Consider the following 22,473-nt stretch of genomic DNA (forward strand, 5'->3'; position numbering starts at 1 on the left):
CGGTTCAGTTCTGCTCCAGCCGCCGCCCCAGCGCCCACACCACGCCCAGCACCACCACCACCGCGCCCATCAGCCCCAGCGACCACCAGAAGCCCTGCGGCTCGCGCAGCCACGGCATGCGCTCGAAGTTCATGCCGAAGATGCCGGTGATCAGGGTCAGCGGCATGAACAGCGCGGTGATCAGCGTCAGCGTGCGCATGGTGCGGTTGGTGCGGTGCGCCACCGCCGAGAAATGGATCTGCACCGCGGATTCGATCGAATCCTCGAGCCGGCGCGCGTGCGCGAGCACGCGCGAGATGTGCTCCATCACGTCGTTGATGCGCACCAGCAGCGCATCGTCGCGGCCGGCCGGGCCGGACTGGCCCTCGCTTTCGATGCTGTAGCTGTTGTCGAGCAGGCTGTCGCGGAATTCCTGCAGCGCGTCGTGCTGCTCCTCGCACAGGTGCTCGAGCCGGCGCAGCTCGATGCGCGCGTCGAGCAGTCCTTCCCAGCTGGAGAAACTGCGGCGCGTGCTGAGCAGCGCGCGCTGCCAGCGGTCGAGCTGGCGCGTGAGCGGCGCGCGCAGCTCCAGGTAGCGGTCCACCATCGCGTTGAGCAGCCGCAGCATCAGGTCCTCGGGGCGCGTCGGCGGGCGGATGCCGTGCACCAGCGCGGCCTGCCCGTTGGCGCGCGCCTTGCCGGCCGGCTGCGGGCGCGGCTCGCGGCATAGCTCGAGCAGCCGCTGGCGCACCTGGTCGAGCGTGCGCGACTGCGCCGGCCGCACCGTCAGCAGCACGTTGTCGAACACGAAGCAGGTGACCGGCTGGGTGTCGATGCGCGCCAGCGCGGGCAGGAAGCCCGGCGGGTAGCGGCGCGGCTTGGCCGCGGCCGGCCGGGCGGCCGTGGTGGTGGCCGTGGTGGCGGGCGTTGTCGCCGCGTTGGCCGCCGGCACTACCGGCGGCGTCGGTGCATTCGGCGCCGCCGGTGCCGCCGCGTTCGCCGGCGCCGGCTCGCCGCCGGCCTCGGCGATCAGCCGGCTGGTCTCGAAGGTGAGCTTGCGGAAGACCACCATGTCGTAGGCATGGGTCGTGTCGAAATACGACGGATGCGACGGGTTGGTGGCGTCGAGCAGATGCAGGTCCAGCACCGGCGCGCCGGTCAGCACCTGCACGCTGTCGCGCCACGCGGCCGGCGCCGCGCCGACTTCCTCGATCGGCGTGTCGACCCACACGAAGCGCGCGGCCGCGTTGCCGGCGAGGAAGTCGCGCGCCTCGTCGAGCGAGGCGAGCTGGTGGACCTGGCTGGCGGAGAAGCCTAGCAGTTGCATCCGTGCCGGTTCAGCGCGTGAGCAGGCGGGCCGCGTCGCGCGCGAAGTAGGTCAGGATGCCGTCGGCGCCGGCGCGGCGGAAGGCCAGCAGCGACTCCATCATGACCTTGTCGTGGTCCAGCCAGCCGTTCTGCGCGGCGGCCTTGAGCATCGCGTACTCGCCGCTGACCTGGTAGACGTAGGTCGGGAAGCGGAATTCGTCCTTCACGCGGCGCACGATGTCCAGGTACGGCATGCCGGGCTTGACCATCACCATGTCGGCGCCTTCCATGATGTCCTGCGCCACTTCGCGCAGGGCCTCGTCGGTGTTGGCCGGGTCCATCTGGTAGGTCATCTTGTTGCCCTTGCCCAGGTTGGCCGCCGAGCCCACCGCGTCGCGGAAGGGGCCGTAGAACGCCGACGCGTACTTGGCCGAGTAGGCCATGATGCGGGTGTGGATGTGGGCGTCGTTCTCGAGCGCGGCGCGCACCGCGCCGATGCGGCCGTCCATCATGTCGGACGGCGCCACGATGTCCACGCCGGCCTCGGCCTGCGTGAGCGCCTGCCTGACCAGGATCTCGACGGTGATGTCGTTGATCACGTAGCCGTTGTCGTCGAGCACGCCGTCCTGGCCGTGGCTGGTGTACGGGTCCAGCGCCACGTCGGTGAGCACGCCCAGTTCGGGGAAGCGGTCCTTGAGCGCGCGCACGGCGCGCGGGATCAGGCCTTCGGCATTGGTGGCCTCGATGCCGTCCGGCGTCTTGAGCGACGGGTCGATCACCGGGAACAGCGCGATCACCGGAATGCCCAGCTTCACGCAATCCTCCGCCACCGGCAGCAGCAGGTCCACCGAGACGCGCTCCACGCCCGGCATGGACGCCACGCTCTGGCGCTGGTTGTGGCCGTCGAGGATGAACACCGGGTAGATCAGGTTGTCCGGCGACAGGCGGTTTTCGCGCATCAGCCGGCGCGAGAAATCATCGCGGCGCATGCGGCGCGGACGGTACTCGGGGAAAGTGGACATGGCTTGAGGTGAGGGAGTCGGGAGAAAAAAATCGGGACCGGTCGGCAGGAGATGGGCGGAGATGGCGCAGAGGCTGGACATGGCCGCCACCGGCCGCGATGTGGCGCGCGCGTGATCGGGCAGGCTGCCGGGCAAGAAAAACTAAACTTTTGATCGTGCCCGCTATCATACTCGCGGACACCCTGTGTTGCGCTTGCGCGATGCAGCGTCCCCCGCTACTCCTCCCTGAGCGGGTACCCGCCCTCAACCGGCGGGAAAGTTCGCCCCCGTTGCTTGCAACGGGGTTTTTTTTGCGCAGCGCCGGGTACGCGGCGGCGGGTATTCTGCGGCTATTCCGCGGCTATTCCGCGGCTATTCCGCGGCCGGGTCCGGCGCGCCTTCGGCCGGCGCCGGTTCGGTTCCCGGCCCGGTCTCCGGCTCCGTTCCCGGCGCCGCCGCCGGCTGCGCCTCGGGCAGCCCCATCCAGCCGGCCACCACGCGCTGCGCTTCCTCGATGCCGCGCCGCTTGAGGCTGGAGAACAACTGCGCCGTCAGCGCCACCGGCGTGTCGAGCTGCCCGGCGTAGCCGGCCAGGATCTTGCGCGTCTCGCGCAGGGCCAGGGCGTTCTCGCTGTTGGTCAGCTTGTCGGCCTTGGTCAGCAGCACGTGGATGGGCCGGCCGGTCGGCAGGAACCACTCCACCATCTGGCAATCGAGGTCGGTAAACGGGCGGCGCGCGTCCATCATCAGCACCAGGCCGGCGAGCTGCGTGCGGGTCTGCACGTAGTCGCTGAGCAACCCCTGCCAGTGGAACTTGGCCGAGCCCGAGACCTGCGCGTAGCCGTAGCCGGGCAGGTCGACCAGGAAGGCCAGCGGGTCCGGCGCCTTGACCGGCGCCACCGCGAAATAGTTGATGTGCTGGGTGCGGCCCGGCGTGCGCGAGGAGAAGGCCAGCCGCTTCTGGTTGCACAGCACGTTGATGGCGGTCGATTTGCCGGCGTTGGAGCGGCCGGCGAAGGCCACTTCCGGCACCGCCGTGGCGGGCAGGTCGCGCAGGTGGTTGACGGTGACGAAGAAGCGGGCCTGGTGTAGGAGGGACATGCGCGTGGGCAATGAGGCGGGGCGGCGGCGGCGCGCGAGAGATTGGCGCTGCCGGCGCGGTCGCGCCGAAGTGAGTAAGGCGGGCGGCACTTGGGCCACCGGGTTGGCCGGGGGTGGCGTCGGGCCGCGTCGCAGCGCGCACATCCTCTATCCGGCACACGATTTATTGTACAATAACGCGGTTAACGGCCTCCCGATTGCGTGACGCGTGACATCCTTGGCACGCTTCATTGCGCATGAAGGAAGCCTTGCGTGTCCGTTCCATCGTGGTAGCGCGGCCTGCGGTTCCGGCCTCGTTGCGGCGGCGCCAAGAACCCGGTGCCGGCACAGCGGGGCAAATCGGCACCGGAAGTCCGCTACCTGGATATTCGCACGGTCCGCCGCATCCGCACGATTCGTTTCGATGCCATTTCGATTCCGTTCTGCGTGGGCGCGGCGCCATCCGGGTTGCGTCTGGGCGTTGTCGGTTCAGGCGGCCGGGTGGCCGTCGTGATGAATTTCCGATGTCAAAGTCCCGGCCCTGCGCGTCCTCACCGCAGGCAAGAGGCTGAGCGGCGTGCTCCGTGGAATTCAAAACAATCAGAGAAGGTGTGCGAATGAACCGCATTGCGAAACTTCTGGCTGTCATGGCGCTGGGCCTGCCTGCAACCGCCATGACGGGTCTGGCATCTGCAGCCGAGCAGCCCGCCGCGAAGGCCGATCCGGCCAAGGGCGAGACGCTGTACACGCAAGGTGCGCCCGATCGCAATGTGCCCGCCTGCCTGAGCTGCCACGGCGACGGCGGCAACAGCGGCGCCGCCGTCAATCCCAAGCTGGCCGCCCAGCATCCCGAATACGTCCACAAGCAGCTCGACGACTTCAAGGCCAAGACCCGCAGCAACGCCATCATGTCGCCGTACGCGGCGGCGCTGTCCGAGCAGGAAATGAAGGACGTCGGCGCCTACCTGGCCAAGCAGTCGCTGAAGCCGGCCACCGCCAAGAACAAGGACACCATCGAGGCCGGCCAGAAGATCTACCGCGGCGGCATCGCGGCCAAGGGCGTGCCGGCCTGCGCGGCCTGCCACGGCCCCACCGGCGCCGGCATTCCCGCGCAGTACCCGCGCATCGGCGGCCAGTGGTCCGAGTACACCGAGGCACAGCTGGTCGCATTCCGCCAGGGCACCCGCAAGAACAACACCGTGATGACCACGATCGCCGCCAAGATGTCGGACGCCGAGATCAAGGCCGTCGCCGACTACGTCGCCGGTGTGCGTTGAGGGGTAGAGGCGGAAACCCTGGCGTCGTTGCGCGGCGTGCCGCGCCTGATGTACTGTCGCCAGGCTTCTGCCTGAAACCACCTCCCAAAGTCGTTCCGCGCCGGCGCAACCAAGCAGCCCGGCGGCAATCGAAGAGGGTGGCCTGCGCGAGCATGCCCACCCTCTTTTTATTTGATGGCCCCGGGCCACACTGCACATGTCGACCGCTTCCACGTCAGGACTGCACCTGAAGACCTCCCACCGCCTGCTGCGCGACACGGTGGAGCTGCTGTCCTCGATGCGTTTCGCCATCACGCTGCTGACCGTGATCGCCATCGCCAGCGTGATCGGCACGGTCCTCAAGCAGAACGAGCCGTACCCCAACTACGTCAACCAGTTCGGGCCGTTCTGGGCCGACCTGTTCCACACGCTGTCGCTGCAGAAGGTCTACGGCTCCTGGTGGTTCCTGCTGATCCTGGCCTTCCTGGTGGTCTCCACCTCGCTGTGCCTGACGCGCAACGCGCCCCGCATGATCACCGACATGCGCTCGTGGAAGGACCACGTGCGCGAGCGCAGCCTGCGTGCCTTCCACCACCGCGCCGAGTTCGACGCCGGCCGGCCGCGCGCCGATGCGGTGGCGCGCCTCGCCGCGCTGCTGTCCAACCGCGGCTACCGCGTCAAGGCGGTGCCGCACGAGGGCGCCACGCTGCTGGCGGCCAAGGCCGGCTCGGCCAACAAGCTCGGCTACATCCTCGCGCACACCGCCATCGTGGTGATCTGCATCGGCGGCCTGCTCGACGGCGACATGCTGATCCGCGCGCAGATGTGGTTCGGCGGCAAGACGCCGATCAGCGGCAACGCCGTGATCACCGACATTCCGCCGCAGCACCGCCTGTCGGCGGGCAATCCGGGCTTCCGCGGCAACGCCTTCGTGCCGGAAGGCGCGACCGTGTCCACCGCCATCCTCAACATCGCCGACGGCGCGCTGGTGCAGGACCTGCCGTTTACCATCACGCTCAAGAAGTTCACCGTCGAGCACTACTCGACCGGCATGCCCAAGCTGTTCGCCTCCGACGTGATCATCACCGACCGCGCCACCGGCCGCCGCACCGAGGCCACCGTCAAGGTCAACGAGCCGCTGGTGGTGGACGGCGTGGCGATCTACCAGTCGAGCTTCGAGGACGGCGGCTCCCGGCTGAAATTCGTCGGCTACCCGATGCAGGGCGGCAGCGGCAAGACCTTCGCCTTCGCCGGCACGGTGGGCGCCAACACGCCGCTGGCCGGCACCGGCAGCGCCGCCGACGCCGACGGCCTGACGGTGGAGTTCAGCGATTTCCGCCCGATGAACATCGAGAACGTCACCGACGCCTCCGGCAAGCCCGACGCGCGCGGCGTGGCGCACAAGTCGTTCAACGAGAAGCTCGAGTCGCACCTCGGCTCGGCGGTCAACCCGGACCGCGCCAAGGAACTGCGCAACGTGGGCCCGTCGGTGCAGTACAAGCTGCGCGACCGCAACGGCCAGGCGCGCGAATTCAACAACTACATGGTGCCGGTGCAGCTCGACGGCCAGACCGTGTTCCTGGCCGGCATGCGCGATTCGCCCAGCGAGCCGTTCCGCTACCTGCGCATTCCCGCCGACGAGCAGAACAGCGTGGCGGACTGGATGCGCCTGCGCGCCGCGCTGCAGGACCGCGCGCTGCGCGGCGAGGCGGCGCGCCGCTTCGCGCTGGTGTCGATGCCCGGCGCCGAGCGCGAGATCCTGCGCGGCCAGCTTGCCGAAAGCGCGCTGCGCGCGCTCGATCTGTTCGCCGGCGCCACGCGCAGCAGCCCGCAGGCGCCGCCGGGCGGCTTCACCGCGATCGCCGCGTTCCTCGAGAAATCGGTGCCGCAGGCCGAGCAGCAGAAGGCGGCCGACGTCCTGCTGAAGATCCTCAACGGCTCGATGTGGGAACTGTGGCAACTGGCGCGCGCGCGCGACAACCTGCCGGTGGTGCCGAATAGTGCGCAGAGCGGCGCTTTCATCCAGCAGGCCGTCAACGCGCTGTCCGACAGTTTTTTCTACACGGCGCCGGTTTTCCTGCAACTGGATGACTTCACCGAGGTCAAGGCCAGCGTGTTCCAGATGACTCGTGCGCCTGGAAAGAACATCGTGTATCTTGGCTGTCTGCTGCTGGTGCTGGGCGTGTTTTCCATGTTCTACATCCGCGAGCGCCGCGTCTGGCTGTGGGTCAAGGACCCGGCGGGCGATGGCGCCGATGGCGCCGATAGTACCGATGGTGGCGGGAATGTGCAGGGCGCCGCCAGCCACGTGCTGATGGCCATGTCCACGCAGCGCCGCACGCTGGACTTCGAGAAGGAGTTTGCCGCGCTGCGCGACGATGTCGGCCGCGCCGCCGGCATCGTCGCGCTGCGCGGCACGGACGGCGAAAACGGTAACAGCAGCAGCAACGACAGCAGCAACGGCAACAAGCGCGACACAAGCGAAGAGAACAATAAGAGCGACGACAACGGTACGAGCGATGCAGGCAGCGCGGGCGGCACCACCGATGCCTCCCCGGGCACGCCGGCCGCGCATTGAACGAGGCCGCCCCCGCAATCAAGCAGGAACCACTATGTCTTCGAATGTGAATCAGGCTAGGACGGCCATGCCGGCAAGCACGGCCGCCCGCGCCAGCGCCGGCATCCCCGCCGGCGACCAGGCTTACCTGGAGCCGTCGTTTCTGCGCCGCCTGGGCTGGACCGACTGGCTGTTCGCGCTGCTGCTGGCGCTGGGCGCGGGCTTCGCGCTCGCGCGCTACGGCGAGTGGATGAACGTCTACGACAAGGGCGTGCTGATCGCCGCGGTGCCGACCTTCGCGCTGCTGGGCTGGCACTGGAAGCCGCTGCGGCTGCTGATGGTGGCGCTGGCGGTGCTGGCGCTGTTCGCCATCCAGCTCTACCACGGCCAGCTGGCGCGCGCCGAGCAGGCCTTCTTCCTCAAGTATTTCCTGTCGAGCCAGTCGGCCATCCTGTGGATGAGCGCGCTGGTGTTCCTGTCCACGCTGTTCTACTGGGGCGGCCTGCTGGCGCGCGCCGAGACCGGCATGCAGATCGGCAGCAAGATGGTGTGGGCGGCGGTGGTGCTGGGCTTCACCGGCATGCTGGTGCGCTGGTACGAGTCGTACCTGATCGGCGCCGACATCGGCCACATTCCCATCTCCAACCTGTACGAAGTGTTCGTGCTGTTCACGCTGATCACCTCGCTGTTCTACCTGTACTACGAAAGCCACTACGGCACGCGCGCGCTCGGGCCGTTCGTGATGCTGGTGGTGTCGGCCGCGGTCGGCTTCCTGCTCTGGTACACGGTCAGCCGCGACGCCAGCGAGATCCAGCCGCTGGTGCCCGCGCTGCAAAGCTGGTGGATGAAGATCCACGTGCCGGCCAACTTCATCGGCTACGGCACCTTCGCGCTGGCCGCGATGGTGTCGTCGGCCTACCTGCTCAAGCAGCGCGGCATCCTGGCCGACCGCCTGCCCTCGCTCGAGGTGCTCGACGATGTGATGTACAAGGCGATCGCGGTCGGTTTCGCCTTCTTCACCATCGCCACCATCCTTGGCGCGCTGTGGGCGGCCGAGGCCTGGGGCGGCTACTGGAGCTGGGACCCGAAGGAAACCTGGGCGCTGATCGTCTGGCTCAACTACGCGGCGTGGCTGCACATGCGCCTGATGAAGGGCCTGCGCGGCACTGTGGCGGCCTGGTGGGCGCTGGTCGGGCTGCTCGTGACCACCTTCGCCTTCCTCGGCGTGAACATGTTCCTGTCCGGCCTGCACAGCTACGGCGAACTCTGACGCCGGGGGCCGCCGCCGCGGCGCCGCCAGGAAGACCCGCCGTCCGACCGGCGGGTTTTTTTTCGCCCGCATGGAATAAACACGTCACATCCGGTGTTTACTGGAGGGACGGCGCCGGCTGGCGGCGCCGACCCGCATGGAGACACCCATCATGGTCCGTTCCCGCCTTTTTGCAGTACCTGCCCTGACTTCGCTGTCGCGTCCCGCCGCGCTCGCCTTCGCCTGCTCCGCCGTGCTGCTGTCCGCCTGCTCGGGCATGGGTGGCATTGGCGGGGCCGGCAACATGCCGCCCACGGTGAAGGTCGCCAATGGCGCGCTGACCGATCCGCAAGGCCTGACGCTCTACACCTTCGACCGCGACAGCGGCGACAAGAGCGCGTGCAACGGCGGCTGCGCCACCAACTGGCCGCCGCTGCTGGCGTCGCCGGGCACCAGCGCGATGGGCAGCTACACCATCATCACGCGCGACGACGGCGCCAAGCAGTGGGCCTACCGCGGCAAGCCGCTGTACCGCTTCGCCAAGGACGCCAAGCCGGGCGACCGCGCCGGCGACAACATCAACAACGTCTGGCACGTCGCCACGCCCTGAGCGCGGCGCGCGTAGCCCGGGCCCGGGGCCGTGGACGGCTTCGACCGCCAGTTGGTGGCGCTGGCGCCGCGCCTGCGGCGCCATGCGCGTGGCCTGACCGGCGATGCGGCATCGGCCGACGACCTGGTGCAGGACACGCTCGAGCGCGCCCTGCGCTACCGCTGGCGCTTCCGCCTGCGCGCGGGTGCCTGGTGGGGTGACGGCGCCGACGGGCTGCTGTCCTGGCTGCTGACCATGATGCACAGGCTGCGCATCAATGCCTACCGGCGAGCCGACCTCGTGATCTTTGCCGACACCCTGCCCGACGTACCCAGCGCTGCGCCCGGCCCGGCCCTCCGGCTCGACCTGGCGCGCGCGCTGGCCCAGTTGCCCGAGGCCCAGCGCGCGGTGCTGCTGCTGGTCGGCCTGGAGCAGTTCACCTATGCCGAGGCGGCGCAGGTGCTGGGCGTGCCGGCCGGCACCGTGATGTCGCGGCTGGCGCGCGCGCGCGAACGCATGCGCGAACTGATGGACGGCGCCGCGCCGGCCGCCGGCATCGCCGCAAGCAGTGGCACCGGCCCCGGCGCCGGGGCGGGCGGCCCCGGACTGCAGCGAGTCAAATGATGCCGCCGATCAGCGAATCCGATCTTCATGCCTACGCCGACGGCCGGCTCGATCCGTCCCGCCGCGCCGAGGTGGAGGCGTTCCTGGCGGCCCACCCGGAGGCTGCCGGGCGCGTCGGCGCCTGGCGCCGCCAGGCGCAAGAACTGCATGCCGCGCTCGACGGCGTGCTCAACGAGGCGGTGCCGCTGCGCGCGCTGCCGCCGCGCCTGCAAGGCCGCGCCGCCGGGCCGGCCGCGCGCGCGGCCGGCTGGCGCATGGCGCTGGCCGCCAGCATGGCCTCGCTGGTGGCCGGCGGCGCGGCCGGCTGGCTCGCCCACGGCCACGCGGACGACCTTGCCGCGCGCGCGCCGTCGGCCGAGCGCTTCGCGCGCGAGGCGCTGGCCAGCCACGTGGTCTACGCGCCGGAAGTGCGCCATCCGGTGGAAGTGGCGGCCTCGGACGAGGCGCACCTGGTGGCCTGGCTGTCCAAGCGCCTGGGCGCGCCGCTGCGCGTGCCCGACCTGCGGGCCGAGGGCTACCGCCTGATCGGCGGGCGCCTGGGCGTGGCCGAGGGCGGCCCGTCGGCCATGCTCATGTACGAGGCCGACAACGGCAGCCGCGTCTCGCTGCAACTGCGGCACATGGCGCCCGGCACGGCGGACGCGGCTTTCCGGCTCGAGCGCCTGCCCGGCAATGCCGGCGGCGCCGGTGCCGCCGCGGCCTTCTACTGGGTGGACCGCGACCTCGGCTTCGCGCTGGCCGGGCCGCTCGAGCGCGCGGCGCTGCTGGCGCTGGCGCAGGCGGTCTACCGCCAGTACCAGGACGGCTGAGACGGTGGCGGGGCCGCCGCCGCGATGCCGAAAAAGATGTCACGATTCGCCGGCACCAGGCGAGCGCGCGCGGTCCAACCGGACAGGCGCGCCGGGCGCCGGCCGGCGCGCGCGAACCTGCATGCAACAAGGAATGCCAACGATGCTGATCCCTTCTCCCAAATGGCTGCGCGGCGGCGACATCGCCGCCAGCGAGATCACGCCGCGCAGTGTCTTCGAATCGCGCCGCCGCCTGATGGCGCTGGCCGCGGCCGGCGCCGCCGGGAGCACCCTGGCGCCCTGGTTCGCGCGCAGCGCGCTGGCGCAGGCGCCGCGCGGCCGGAAGCTCGCGGCCACGCCCAACAACGCCTACGTGGTGCCGGAAAAGCGCACGCCCTACGAGGACGTCACCACCTACAACAACTTCTACGAGTTCGGCACCGACAAGTCCGACCCGGCGCACAACGCCGGCACGCTGCGCACGCGGCCGTGGCAGGTTGCCGTCGAGGGGCTGGTGAAGAAGCCCAGGGTCTACGACATCGACGAGCTGCTGCGCCTGATGCCGCTGGAGGAGCGCGTCTACCGTATGCGCTGCGTGGAAGGCTGGTCGATGGTGATCCCGTGGAGCGGCTATTCGCTGGCCGAGCTGATCCGCCGCGTCGAGCCGCAGTCCGGCGCCAGGTACGTGGAATTCGTCACCCTTGCCGACAAGAAGCAGATGCCCGGGCTGGGCAGCCGCGTGCTGGACTGGCCGTACACCGAGGGCCTGCGCATGGACGAGGCCATGCATCCGCTGACCCTGTTGGCCTTCGGCCTGTACGGCGAGGTGCTGCCCAACCAGAACGGCGCGCCGGTGCGCGTGGTGGTGCCGTGGAAGTACGGCTTCAAGAGCGCCAAGTCCATCGTCAGGATCCGCTTCGTCGACCAGCAGCCCAGCACCAGCTGGAACCTGGCCGCGGCGCAGGAATACGGCTTCTATTCCAACGTCAACCCGGACGTGGACCACCCGCGCTGGAGCCAGGCCACCGAGCGCCGCATCGGCGAGGACAAGAGCGGCGGCGGCTTCAGCGCGCTGTTCGCGCCTAAGCGCAAGACGCTGCCGTTCAACGGCTACGCGCCGCAGGTGGCGTCGCTGTACCAGGGCATGGACCTGAGGAAGTTCTTCTGATGGCGCGGCCGGACCTGTCGCCGCCGCGCGCCGGGGCGGGCAGCGGGCGCGCCGCGCGGCCCGCGCCGGCGGGCCTGGCCACGCTGGCGCCGGGGCGCGTGCGCATCGTCAAGGCGCTGGTGTGGGTGCTGGCGCTGCTGCCGTTCCTGCGGCTGCTCGCGCTGGGCTTCGCCGGCGAGTTCGGTGCCAACCCGCTGGAGTTCGTCACGCGCTCGACCGGCACCTGGACGCTGGTGATGTTGTGCGCCACGCTGGCGGTGACGCCGCTGCGCCGGCTCACCGGATGGCACTGGCTCGCGCGCCTGCGGCGCATGCTGGGCCTGTTCGCCTTCTTCTATGCGTTGCAGCACTTCCTGCTGTGGCTCGCGGTGGACCGCGGCTTCGACGTGGCCTACATGGTCAAGGACATCGCCAAGCGGCCGTTCATCACGGTGGGGTTTGCCGCGTTCGCGCTGATGGTGCCGCTGGCGGCGACCTCGACCAGCGCGATGGTCCGCCGGCTGGGCGGCCGGCGCTGGCAATGGCTGCATCGCGCCGTCTACGCCATCGCCGTGCTGGGGATCCTGCACTACTGGTGGCACAAGGCGGGCAAGCACGATTTCGGCACGGTCTCGGCCTATGCCGCGGTGGTGTTCGTGCTGCTGGCGGCGCGCGTGTGGTGGTGGTGGCGCAAGCCCGCGCCGCAGGCGGCGCGGCGCTGAGCTTTTCTTCGGGATTGCGGGAATGCCGATCTCGCGGTGCGCGCCGCGCGGCGCGCACGCGCGCTTCAGCCTTGCAGCAGGCGCTCGTCGCGGAACAGGTCTTCCACGCGCTCGCGGCCGCGCACCAGGTGCACGTCGTCGCCGTCGACCATCACTTCGGCCGCGCGCGGGCGGGTGTTGTAGTTGGAGCTCATGACGAAGCCGTAGGCGCCGGCCGACATCACGGCCAGCAGGTCGCCCGGCTGCACCGACAGCGCGCGGTCGCGGCCGAGCCAGTCGCCCGATTCGCACACCGGGCCAACCACGTCGTAGGTCAGCGGCGCGGCCTCGCCGGCCTCGCGCAGCTGCACCGGCTCGATGCGGTGGTAGGCCTCGTACATGGCGGGGCGCGCCAGGTCGTTCATGGCTGCGTCGACGATGCAGAAATTCTTGGCCGCGCCGGGCTTGAGGAATTCCACCTGCGTGAGCAGCACGCCGGCGTTGCCCACCAGCGAGCGGCCCGGCTCGAACAGCACCTCGCGGTGGCCGTGGCCGCGCTCGGCCACGCGGTCGAGCAGCGTGCGGGCGAAGCCGGTGATGTCCGGCGGGGTCTCGTCGTCGTAGGTGATGCCCAGGCCGCCGCCCACGTCGATGTGCTCGAGCTTGATGCCTTCGCGCTCGAGCGCTTCCACCACGTCCAGCACCTTGTCCAGCGCTTCCAGGTAGGGCGCGACCTCGGTGATCTGCGAGCCGATGTGGCAGTCGATGCCGGCCACTTCCAGGTGCGGCAGCGCGGCCGCGGCGCGGTAGGTCGGCAGCACGTCCTCGAAGGCCACGCCGAACTTGTTGCCCTTCAGGCCGGTGGAGATGTACGGATGGGTCTTGGCGTCCACGTCCGGGTTGATGCGCAGCGACACGCGCGCGCGCTTGCCCAGGCGGCCGGCCACCGCGTTCAGGCGGTCCAGCTCGGGGATCGACTCGACGTTGAACGACAGCACGTCGTGCGCCAGCGCCAGCTCCATCTCGGCGACGGTCTTGCCCACGCCCGAGAACACCACCTTGCGCGGATCGCCGCCCACGGCCAGCACGCGCTGCAGCTCGCCGCCGGAGACGATGTCGAAGCCCGCGCCGAGCTGCGCGAAGACCTGCAGCACGGCCAGGTTGGAATTGGCCTTCATGGCGTACTGCACGCGCGCGCGGCGGCCCTGGCACGCCGCGGCGTAGGCCTGGTAGGCGGCGCTCAGCGCGGCGCGCGAGTAGACGTAGGTGGGGGTGCCGTATTCGGCGGCGATGCGCGCCAGCGGCACGTGCTCGACGGCGAGCGCGCCGTCGTGGCGATGGAAAAAGGCGGTCATGATGACTTGGCGGTGGGGGTGGCGGCCGGGGCGGCTTCGTCCGCGGGGGCGGCCGGAGCCGTCCTGGCGGCGGGATTCGGCACGTTCGGGTTGCCCAGGCCGGGGTCCGGCACGGCCGGCCTGGCCGGCGCGGCCGGCGGCCGGGGCATCGTCAGCGGGCCGCGGATGCCGCATCCCGACAGCAGGGGTATCGCAAGGCTGGCGGCAATCGCCGATACAATCGCAACACGACGCAACATCGGGTCGTCCTAGAAGAGTTGTCCGGCCCGTTTCCGCGGCAAGGCGGCGGAACGGCGGGACCAACGAAAAACGAAACTGGATCGAAACTGGATTCAACACGCCGCGGCCGGCGCGCGATGCGCCGCTGCCCGGGCGGTCTCGGAGTTTAGCATGCCCCCCATGAGTGAAAGCGAGTTCCTGGCCCTGGCCCAGCAAGAGCTGGACCGGCTCGAGAGCGCGGTGGAAACGGCCGCCGACGCGGCCGACGCCGACATCGAAATCAACCGCGCCGGCAACCTGATCGAGCTGGAATTCGAGGACGGCTCCAAGATCATCGTCAACAGCCAGGCGCCGATGCAGGAGCTGTGGGTGGCGGCGCGCGCGGGCGGCTTCCATTTCCGCCACGACGGCCGGCAGTGGCTGGATACGCGCGGCGGCGGCGAGCTGTACGCGGCGCTGTCGGGCTACATGAGCCAGCAGGCCGGGGTGGCGCTGAAGCTGGGCTGAACCGAGCCGGGGCCGGGCGCGCTTTCGCGCGGCCGGCATCGCGCGCCGGCATCGCGCCGAACGCCGGCGCGCGCGACGAATCGCGCGCGCGCGGCGCTCAGGCCCCGCCGCCGAACATCTCCAGGATCCGTTTCTTCTCGCCTTCGATGTCGGCCGGCGACTGCGTGCTCTCGTCCGGCTTGCCCGGCCACGGGTCGCCCAGCCCCACCGAGGCCACGCCGGCGCCGCCGGCATTCTCCTCGAAGGTCCAGTCGCCGGCCACCATCACCACGCCCTCGGGCGCCTGGCGCTCCGGTATCTCGGGCACGCCCTTGAGCATCTTGCTCATGTAGCCGACCCAGATCGGCAGGGCCAGGCCGCCGCCGGTCTCGCGCACGCCCAGGCTCTTGGGCTGGTCGTAGCCCATCCAGGCGATCGCCACCAGCTTGGGCGTATAGCCGGCGAACCAGGCGTCCACGGCGTCGTTGGTGGTGCCGGTCTTGCCGGCCAGGTCGTTGCGGCCCAGGCGCTGCTTGGCGCTGTTGGCGGTGCCGGTGCGCACCACGTCGCGCAGCATGCTGTCGGCGATGAACGCGGTGCGCGCGTCGAGCACGCGCACGGCGTCCTCGCCGGCGCGCTGCGGCCGGGTTTCCGAGATCACGTTGCCGCGCGCGTCCACCACCTTCTCGATCAGGTAGGGATTGATGCGGTAGCCGCCGTTGGCGAATACCGAGTACGCGCCGGCCATCTGCAGCGGCGTCACGCTGCCCGCGCCCAGCGCCATCGGCAGGTAGGCGGGGTGCTTGTCGGCGTCGAAGCCGAAGCGCGTGATGTAGTCCTGGGCGTACTGCGTGCCGATCGCGCGCAGGATGCGCACCGACACCAGGTTCTTGGACTTGGCCAGCGCGCGGCGCATGGTCATCGGGCCTTCGAACTTGCCGTCGTAGTTCTTCGGCTCCCACACCTGGCCGCCGTTGTCGGCGATCGAGATCGGCGCGTCGTTGATCACCGTGGCGGGCGAGAAGCCTTTCTCCAGCGCCGCCGAGTAGATGAACGGCTTGAAGCTCGAGCCGGGCTGGCGCCACGCCTGCGTCACGTGGTTGAACTTGTTGCGGTTGAAGTCGAAGCCGCCCACCATCGAGCGGATCTCGCCGTTCTCGGGGCTCAGCGAGATGAAGGCCGCCGACACTTCCGGCAGCTGCGTGACCGACCACGCGCCCTTTTCGTCCTGCGTCACGCGGATGATCGCGCCGGGCCGGATCCTGGCCTTGGGCTGCGCGTTGGCCGCCAGCGACGGCGCGATGAAGCGCAGCGCCTGGCCCTCGATGCTGGCGACCTCGCCCGACAGCAGCGTGGCCGTGACCTGCTTGGCCGACACGCTGGTGACGACCGCCGAGCGCAGGTCGTCGCTGCCCGGGTGCTCGAGCAGCGCGTCGTCGATGGCCTGCTCGCGCTCGTCGGGGTTGGCCGGCAGGTCGATGAAGGCCTCGGGGCCGCGGTAGCCGTGGCGGCGCTCGTAGTTCATGATGCCCGAGCGCACCGCCTCGTAGGCGGCGTCCTGGTCGGTCTTGTTGAGCGTGGTGTAGACGGTCAGGCCGCGCGTGTAGGTTTCCTCGCGGTATTGCGCGTACATCAGCTGCCGCACGATCTCGGCGACGTACTCGGCGTGCGTGGAGAACTCGTTGCCCTCGCCGCGCACCTTCAGTTCTTCGTGGATGGCCTGCTCGTACTGTTCCGGCGTCAGGTAGCGCAGGTCGCGCATGCGCTGCAGGATGTATTCCTGGCGCACCTTGGCGCGCTTGGGGTTGACCACCGGGTTGTAGGCCGACGGCGCCTTGGGCAGGCCGGCCAGCATGGCGGCCTCGGCCGGCGTCACGTCCTTGATCGACTTGCCGAAGTACACGCGCGCCGCGCTGGCGAAGCCGTAGGCGCGCTGCCCCAGGTAGATCTGGTTCATGTACAGCTCGAGGATCTGGTCCTTCGAGAGGTTGGCCTCGATCTTGTAGGCCAGCAGCATTTCGTACAGCTTGCGGGTGTAGGTCTTCTCGCTCGAGAGGAAGAAGTTGCGCGCCACCTGCATGGTGATGGTGGACGCGCCCTGCGACAGGCCGCCGCGCAGGTTGGCCATGCCGGCGCGCAGCACGCCGACGAAGTCCACGCCGCCGTGCTCGTAGAAGCGGTCGTCCTCGATGGCCAGCACCGCTTTCTTCATCACGTCCGGGATCTCGGCGATCGGCACGAAGTTGCGGCGCTCCTCGCCGAACTCGCCGATCAGCACGTTGTCGGCGGTGTAGATGCGCAGCGGGATCTTGGGCCGGTAGTCGGTGATGGTGTCGAGCGAAGGCAGGTTCGGGGCAGCCACCAGCAGCGCGTACCCGACCAGCAGCGCCACCGCCACGATGCCGGCCGCCAGCAGGCCCAGCGCCCAGAAAGTCAGCCGCATCCAGAGCGGGCGGCGGGCGGGCAGGGACGGCTTCGGTTGTGCTGTGGCCATATGGGAACTACCGAGTTAGGGGTGCCCGGATTATATCTCCCGGGATCGGGCGCTCCGGCCGCCTTGTGGCGTGAACGCCGCTATCTGGCTGTTACAAGATGTAATCATGTTGAGATCTGCATGAAACGGAAAGAGGGGTCCGGCGCGGCGGCCGCTGGTGTACCGTGGGATTTTGACAACGCTTTGAGTAAGGCGTCTGCGAAAAGCAACCGTGGTCAAACCGGCACATTGCCAGCACACCACGTTTTTGTGAGAATCCACCAACTAAAAGAGCAAAACGTTTCATCCAAGAAACAAACAGACTCGCCAGATTAGAGCTACCAAGCCAGGGGCGAGTTCAAACGGTCAGGGGGTCACCTTGCGGCGAGGTATCTTGTCGGGGTTGTTGCGCCGTACGACGGTCGGCGTCGACATCGGGTCGTCCAGCGTGAAGGTAGTCGAGCTGTCCGTGGGCAGTGGCAAGAACGACTACCGGCTGGAAAAGTGCGCCAGCGAACTGCTGGATCGCAATGCCGTTGCCGATGGCAACGTGGTCAATATCGAAGCGGTGGGCGTGGCCCTCAAGCGCGCGCTCGGCAAGGCCGGCATCCGCAGCAAGGAGGTCGTGCTCGGCGTGCCGTCGATGCTGACCGAATCGCAGACCGTCAGCCTGCCGGACAACCTGTCCGAGGACGAACTCTACGTGCAGGTGGAATCCGAGGCGCACCGCCTCTATCCGCCGTCGCAGGCCGTCAATTTCGACTTCGCCGTGATCGGCCCCAGCGAGACCGAGGGCGGCATCGGCGTGCGCGTGACCGCCGCCAACAGCGACCGCGTGCAGGAGCGCGTGACCGCCGCCGAGATGGCCGGGCTCAAGCCGCACGTGATGGACGTCGAGGAATACGCGGTGCAGCGCTCGGTGGTGCAGATGCTGGGCGTGTCGCCCGACCTCAGCGAGACCGAGGCCAAGGAGCTGCCCGTGGTGGTGGTGGTCCATCTCGGCGGCAGCCGCTCCAAGGCGATCTTCTACCAGGGCTGGAAAGAGCTCTACGAGCAGCCCCTCAACAGCTACGGCGACCAGCTCACGCAGAGCGCGGCGCGCATGTTCACGCTGGACGCGCTCAAGGCCGAGATCAAGAAGCGCAAGAACACGCTGCCGGAAGCCTGGCGCACCCAGTTGCTCAAGCCGTCGCTGGAAGCGCTGGCGGTCGAGGTGCAGGGCGCCGTGCGCAATTTCCTGTCGTCGTCCAGCATCGGCCGGGTCGACGAGATCCTGCTGTCCGGCGGGCATGCCTCGCTGGTCGGCGTGCAGGCCGCGATCGAGCAGCAGACCGAGATCACCACCACGCTGGCCAACCCGTTCGCCAACATGATGACCGCCGGCAAGGTCAACGAGCGCTATCTCCAGCGCGACCTGCCGGCCTACATCGTGAGCGCCGGGCTCGCGCTGCGCGGCCTGCAGTAAGCCAGCAAGGGAAGCCGCATGCCTACCAACACGATCCCGACCGTCAACCTGCTGCCGTACCACGAGGCCCGCAAGGCTTCGCGCCGCAAGAAGGTCTACGCCATGCTCGGCGGCGCGGCGGGAGCCGGCGCGCTGGTGGTGCTGATCGGCGGCTGGTACATCGACAGCCGCGTCGACGCGGAGACGGGGCTGAACCAGGTGCTGGCCACCGAGAACAGCCGCCTCGACGTGCAGATCCGCGAAGTCAACACGCTGCGCAAGGACATCGACGGGCTGCTGCAGCGGCAGAAGGCCATCGAGGGCCTGCAGAACGAGCGCAACCGCCCGGTGCAACTGCTCGAGGAACTGGTGCGCCAGGTGCCCGAGGGCGTCTACCTGACCACGCTCAAGCAGGCCGGCGACGTCTTCACCGTGACCGGCATCGCGCAGTCGAACGAGCGCGTCTCGGAACTGCTGCGCAACCTCGGCCAGGTGAGCTGGCTGGACAAGGCCGAGCTGGTCGAATCGAAGGCCGTGATGATGACCAACAACCTGCGCGAGCAGCGGCGCCTGTTCGACTTCTCCATGCGCTTCGCCTACCGCGCGCCCGAGGTGCCGGACGACGGCAAGAAGGGCCGCGCGGGCGCCGCCAGCGGCGCCGCGGCGCAGGGCGCACGCACGGGCAAGGGCTGATATGGCACTCAATTCCGAAATCTCGCTGGCCGCGCTCAACGACCTCGGCGCGCAGTTCCGCGGCATCAACCTCAACGAGCCCGAAACCTGGCCGGCCGCGCCGCGCGTGCTGTTCGCGGTGCTGGCGGCGCTGCTGGTGCTGGTGCTGGGCTGGCAGTTCTACTGGAGCGGCAAGCTCGACGAGCTCGACCGCAAGCATCTCGAGCAGGAAAGCCTGAAGCAGGCCTACCAGTCCAAGGTGGCGCAGGTCGCCAACCTGGACGCGCTGCGCAAGCAGAAGGCCGAGGTGGAGCAGCGCGTGGCGCTGGTCGAGCGCCAGTTGCCCAACAAGACCGAGATGGACGCGCTGCTGGCCGACGTCAACCACGCCGGCGTGGCGCGCGGCCTGCAGTTCGAACTGTTCAAGCCGCAGGCTGCCGTGATCAAGCCCTACTTTGCCGAGATCCCGGTCAACCTGAAGGTGACGGGCCGCTACCACGACGTGGCGCAGTTCAACGCCGACGTGGCCGCGCTGTCGCGCATCGTGTCGATGCAGGGGATGCAGTTCACCACCGGCAAGGATGGCGGGCTGGCGATGGAGGCCGTGGCGATGGCCTACCGCGCGCTCGACCCCGACGAACAGGCGGCGCAGCGCAAGGCGGAAGCCGCGGCGGCCAAGACGGCCGCGGGAGCGAAGAAATGATGCCAGCGATCCGGGCCTCCGGCCTGCGCGCGTGCGCGTGCGCGCTGCTCGGCGCCGCGCTGCTGGCGGCCTGCGGGGCCAGCGAGGAAGACGGCCTGCGCCAGTGGATGGCCCAGGCGCGCGCGGCCAAGGCGCCGCCGCCGGCGCCGCTGCCCGAGCCCAAGCCCTACGTGCCGCGCGAGTACGCCGGGCGCAGCGCGCCCGAGCCGTTCGCCCAGAACAAGATCGGCGACCTCAACCGGGTCCTGTCCGAGTCGCCGGAGTCCGGCCGGCAGCACGAGCCGCTGGAGGACTACCCGCTGGAGAATTTCAAGATGCTGGGCGCGATGCGGAACCACGGGGAAACCTATGGCGTCGTGCTGGTAGACAACAAGATCCACCACGTCAAGGTGGGTCAGTATCTCGGCCAGAACTACGGCCGGGTGGTCCGCATCAGCGATCAGGAGATCGTGTTGCGCGAATTGGTCCGGGAAGGGGTAGCCGAGTGGAAAGAGAAAATGACCAGCCTGAAGCTGGAGGGGTCGGCATGATCATGGGTCGCTGGTACCGGGCGCTTGCGGGCGCCGCGGTCATGATGCTCGCGCTGGCTGTGCCGGCCGCGATGGCGCAATCGACGGCGGGCAATACCGTCAAGCGCGTGGATGCCACCACCGCGGGCGAGCAGACCATATTCACGGTCGAGCTCGCCGGGGTGCCGGCGCAGAAGCCGGCGGACTTCACCACGCAGAATCCGCCCCGGATCGCCATCGACTTCCTCGATACCGGCTTCGCCCAGGGCCGCGCGCAGTACGATTTCGGCGGCAAGCTGCTCAAGGGCGCCAACGTGGTGCAGATCGGCGACCGCACGCGCGTGGTCCTCGATCTCACGCGCGTCGCCAGCTACCGCACCGAAGTGCGCGGCAGCCAGTTCGTGGTGCTGCTCGACAACGTGGCGCCGAGCGCGCACACGGCGGTGCCGACATTCGCTCCGACCGCGGCGCTGGTGCCGCAGGCGGCGGCCAGCCGGCCGGCGATCCGCAACATCGACTTCCGCCGCGGCACGGACGGCGCTGGGCGCATCGTGGTGGACCTGTCCGCGCGCGACTCCGGCATCAACATCGCCCAGCAGGGCCAGAACGTGGTGGTGGACTTCCTCAACACCGCGCTGCCCGACGGCCTGCGCCGGCGCTACGACGTGAGCGACTTCGGCACGCCGGTGCAGGGCATGCGCGCCGGCGACAACAACGGCAGCACGCGCCTGACCATCGAGCCGCGCGGCAACTGGGAATACAGCTCCTACCAGACCGACACGCAGTTCGTGGTCGAGGTGCGCCCGGTCAAGGAAGACCCGGCCAAGCTGATCAGCGGCGCGGGCTTCCGCGGCGAACGGCTCTCGCTGAACTTCCAGAGCATCGACATCCGCTCGCTGCTGCAGGTATTCGCCGACTTCACCAACCTCAACATCATCACCAGCGAAAGCGTGCAGGGCAACCTGACGCTGCGCCTGAAGGACGTGCCCTGGGACCAGGCCCTGCAGATCGTGCTGGACGCCAAGGGGCTGGCCTCGCGCCGCAACGGCAATGTGCTGTGGGTGGCACCCAAGGCCGAGCTGGCCACCAAGGAAAAGCTCGAGCTCGAGTCGCAGCAGCAGATCAACGACCTCGAGCCGATTCGCAGCCAGGTGTTCCAGCTGAACTACCAGCGCGCCGAGGACGTGCGGCGCATGCTGCTCGGCCTGGCCGCGGTGGGCAGCACCGGCGGCGCGGGCGGCGCCGGCGCGCTCGGCAGCACGGGCGCCATCGGTAGCGTGGGCGGCGTGGGCGGCGCGGCGGCCAGCAACACCCGCATGCTGTCCAAGCGCGGCTCGCTGACGGCCGATCCGCGCACCAACCAGCTGTTCGTGTCGGACATCGGCAGCAAGCTCGAAGAGGTGCAGAGCTTCCTCGGCAAGATCGACATCCCGGTGCGCCAGGTCATCATCGAGGCGCGCATCGTCGAGGCCAACGACAGCTTCAGCCGCAACCTCGGCGTCAGGCTCGGCTTTGCCTCCAAGACCGCCGGCGCCGGCTACGGCAACAACTACACCAACGTGGTGAGCCCGGTGACGCAGAACGCCACCTGGGACAACAGCCCCGCGCTGAGCCTGCCGGCGGCGGCGATCAACGGCGTCAACCCGGGGTCGGTGGCGGTGAGCCTGTTCAGCAATACGGCCGGCCGCTTCCTCGCGCTCGAACTCTCCGCGCTGGAAGCGGACGGGCGCGGCAAGATCATCTCCAGCCCGCGCGTGGTCACCGCCAACAACATCAAGGCGCTGATCGAGCAGGGCACCGAGCTGCCCTACCAGGCCGCCACCTCCAGCGGCGCCACCTCGGTGCAGTTCCGCAAGGCCAACCTGAAGCTCGAGGTGACGCCGCAGATCACGCCGGAAGGCAACGTGCTGCTGGACGTGGACGTCAACAAGGACAGCGTGGGCATCCAGACCAGCTCGGGCTTTGCCATCGACACCAAGCACGTGCAGACCCAGGTGCTGGTGGAGAACGGCGGCACGGTGGTGATCGGCGGCATCTACAGCCAGACCGAGTCCACCAACATCAACAAGGTGCCGTGGCTCGGCGACATCCCGGTGCTCGGCAACCTGTTCAAGGACAACGCCAAGGTCAACAACCGCACCGAACTGCTGGTATTCCTGACGCCGCGCGTGCTCAACGAGAGCGTCTCGCTGAAATAAGTCCGCCAATAAGTTCGCCAATAAGCCCGCCGGCGGCTCCGGCGGCGGCGCTGCCGGGCCCGCCCGGCCCGCCGGATGCAGTAGACTGGGAGGCCGCATCGTGCGCGATGCGGCCTTTTTCATTGCCGGGCCGGC

20 protein-coding genes are annotated in these 22,473 nt (G+C 69.3%); 14 read left to right on the top strand and 6 right to left on the bottom strand.

What is annotated here, in order from left to right:
• Positions 1 to 4 precede the first annotated feature (4 nt).
• The 3 genes from AC3WXD_RS31310 to yihA form a co-directional block, all read right to left on the bottom strand.
• On the bottom strand, positions 5 to 1,306 hold the full coding sequence (locus tag AC3WXD_RS31310) for a magnesium transporter CorA family protein (protein WP_492325386.1): 1,302 nt from the start codon (positions 1,304 to 1,306) through the stop codon (positions 5 to 7).
• 10 nt (positions 1,307 to 1,316) lie between these two features.
• Complete coding sequence (hemB, locus tag AC3WXD_RS31315) at positions 1,317 to 2,309, bottom strand: porphobilinogen synthase (RefSeq protein ID WP_029043789.1); 993 nt, start codon at positions 2,307 to 2,309, stop codon at positions 1,317 to 1,319.
• Positions 2,310 to 2,660: 351 nt separating this feature from the next.
• Entirely contained in the window at positions 2,661 to 3,389 is a 729-nt protein-coding gene (gene yihA / locus AC3WXD_RS31320; RefSeq protein ID WP_020203834.1) for a ribosome biogenesis GTP-binding protein YihA/YsxC, read from the bottom strand.
• 596 nt (positions 3,390 to 3,985) lie between these two features.
• Here yihA and AC3WXD_RS31325 point away from each other — a divergent pair.
• The 8 genes from AC3WXD_RS31325 to msrQ all read left to right on the top strand — a co-directional run bounded on the left by AC3WXD_RS31325 (position 3,986) and on the right by msrQ (position 12,300).
• On the top strand, positions 3,986 to 4,645 hold the full coding sequence (locus AC3WXD_RS31325) for a c-type cytochrome (protein WP_029043788.1): 660 nt from the start codon (positions 3,986 to 3,988) through the stop codon (positions 4,643 to 4,645).
• 196 nt (positions 4,646 to 4,841) lie between these two features.
• Complete coding sequence (locus tag AC3WXD_RS31330) at positions 4,842 to 7,202, top strand: cytochrome c biogenesis protein ResB (RefSeq protein WP_059416012.1); 2,361 nt, start codon at positions 4,842 to 4,844, stop codon at positions 7,200 to 7,202.
• A 67-nt stretch (positions 7,203 to 7,269) separates the two neighbouring features.
• On the top strand, positions 7,270 to 8,451 hold the full coding sequence (ccsB, locus tag AC3WXD_RS31335) for a c-type cytochrome biogenesis protein CcsB (protein ID WP_059416035.1): 1,182 nt from the start codon (positions 7,270 to 7,272) through the stop codon (positions 8,449 to 8,451).
• Between the two features lie 151 nt (positions 8,452 to 8,602).
• Positions 8,603 to 9,040: a COG4315 family predicted lipoprotein gene (locus tag AC3WXD_RS31340; protein WP_020203830.1), complete on the top strand. Its 438-nt coding sequence runs from the start codon at positions 8,603 to 8,605 to the stop codon at positions 9,038 to 9,040.
• Positions 9,041 to 9,070: 30 nt separating this feature from the next.
• The gene (locus AC3WXD_RS31345; protein WP_492325387.1) at positions 9,071 to 9,643 is read left to right on the top strand and encodes an RNA polymerase sigma factor; all 573 of its coding nucleotides are present in this window, start codon (positions 9,071 to 9,073) and stop codon (positions 9,641 to 9,643) included.
• On the top strand, positions 9,640 to 10,452 hold the full coding sequence (locus tag AC3WXD_RS31350) for an anti-sigma factor family protein (RefSeq protein WP_059416008.1): 813 nt from the start codon (positions 9,640 to 9,642) through the stop codon (positions 10,450 to 10,452). The genes AC3WXD_RS31345 and AC3WXD_RS31350 overlap by 4 nt, the downstream gene beginning before the upstream one ends.
• A 142-nt stretch (positions 10,453 to 10,594) precedes the next feature.
• Positions 10,595 to 11,599, top strand: a complete 1,005-nt coding sequence (gene msrP, locus AC3WXD_RS31355; RefSeq protein WP_020203827.1) for a protein-methionine-sulfoxide reductase catalytic subunit MsrP — start codon at positions 10,595 to 10,597, stop codon at positions 11,597 to 11,599.
• On the top strand, positions 11,599 to 12,300 hold the full coding sequence (msrQ, locus tag AC3WXD_RS31360; protein ID WP_492325388.1) for a protein-methionine-sulfoxide reductase heme-binding subunit MsrQ: 702 nt from the start codon (positions 11,599 to 11,601) through the stop codon (positions 12,298 to 12,300). Before msrP ends, msrQ begins: the two co-directional genes overlap by 1 nt.
• A 65-nt stretch (positions 12,301 to 12,365) precedes the next feature.
• Here the strand turns inward: msrQ and lysA are convergent, their stop codons facing one another.
• Complete coding sequence (gene lysA, locus AC3WXD_RS31365; protein WP_059416004.1) at positions 12,366 to 13,634, bottom strand: diaminopimelate decarboxylase; 1,269 nt, start codon at positions 13,632 to 13,634, stop codon at positions 12,366 to 12,368.
• On the bottom strand, positions 13,631 to 13,873 hold the full coding sequence (lptM, locus tag AC3WXD_RS31370) for an LPS translocon maturation chaperone LptM (protein ID WP_081651438.1): 243 nt from the start codon (positions 13,871 to 13,873) through the stop codon (positions 13,631 to 13,633). The genes lysA and lptM overlap by 4 nt, the downstream gene beginning before the upstream one ends.
• Before the next feature lie 151 nt (positions 13,874 to 14,024).
• Between lptM and cyaY the strand changes: the two genes are divergently transcribed.
• Positions 14,025 to 14,360: an iron donor protein CyaY gene (gene cyaY / locus AC3WXD_RS31375; protein WP_029043786.1), complete on the top strand. Its 336-nt coding sequence runs from the start codon at positions 14,025 to 14,027 to the stop codon at positions 14,358 to 14,360.
• Between the two features lie 97 nt (positions 14,361 to 14,457).
• On the opposite strand, the gene AC3WXD_RS31380 is transcribed toward cyaY, so the two are convergent.
• On the bottom strand, positions 14,458 to 16,833 hold the full coding sequence (locus AC3WXD_RS31380; protein WP_029043785.1) for a penicillin-binding protein 1A: 2,376 nt from the start codon (positions 16,831 to 16,833) through the stop codon (positions 14,458 to 14,460).
• Between the two features lie 373 nt (positions 16,834 to 17,206).
• Here AC3WXD_RS31380 and pilM point away from each other — a divergent pair, with 373 nt between their 5' ends.
• From pilM to AC3WXD_RS31405, 5 genes are read left to right on the top strand one after another with little or no spacing between them, the layout of a single operon-like run.
• Positions 17,207 to 18,277: a type IV pilus assembly protein PilM gene (gene pilM, locus AC3WXD_RS31385; RefSeq protein WP_029043784.1), complete on the top strand. Its 1,071-nt coding sequence runs from the start codon at positions 17,207 to 17,209 to the stop codon at positions 18,275 to 18,277.
• Positions 18,278 to 18,295: 18 nt separating this feature from the next.
• Positions 18,296 to 18,949: a PilN domain-containing protein gene (locus AC3WXD_RS31390; protein WP_020203821.1), complete on the top strand. Its 654-nt coding sequence runs from the start codon at positions 18,296 to 18,298 to the stop codon at positions 18,947 to 18,949.
• A gap of 1 nt (position 18,950) precedes the next feature.
• On the top strand, positions 18,951 to 19,631 hold the full coding sequence (locus tag AC3WXD_RS31395; protein WP_020203820.1) for a type IV pilus inner membrane component PilO: 681 nt from the start codon (positions 18,951 to 18,953) through the stop codon (positions 19,629 to 19,631).
• Positions 19,628 to 20,161 carry a pilus assembly protein PilP gene (locus AC3WXD_RS31400; protein ID WP_020423829.1) on the top strand — a complete coding sequence of 178 codons (534 nt, stop codon included), beginning with the start codon at positions 19,628 to 19,630 and terminating at the stop codon, positions 20,159 to 20,161. Before AC3WXD_RS31395 ends, AC3WXD_RS31400 begins: the two co-directional genes overlap by 4 nt.
• The gene (locus tag AC3WXD_RS31405) at positions 20,158 to 22,338 is read left to right on the top strand and encodes a type IV pilus secretin PilQ (protein ID WP_492325389.1); all 2,181 of its coding nucleotides are present in this window, start codon (positions 20,158 to 20,160) and stop codon (positions 22,336 to 22,338) included. Before AC3WXD_RS31400 ends, AC3WXD_RS31405 begins: the two co-directional genes overlap by 4 nt.
• Positions 22,339 to 22,473: the final 135 nt, after the last annotated feature.

The organism is Cupriavidus sp. FW216-B1 (assembly GCF_058789195.1).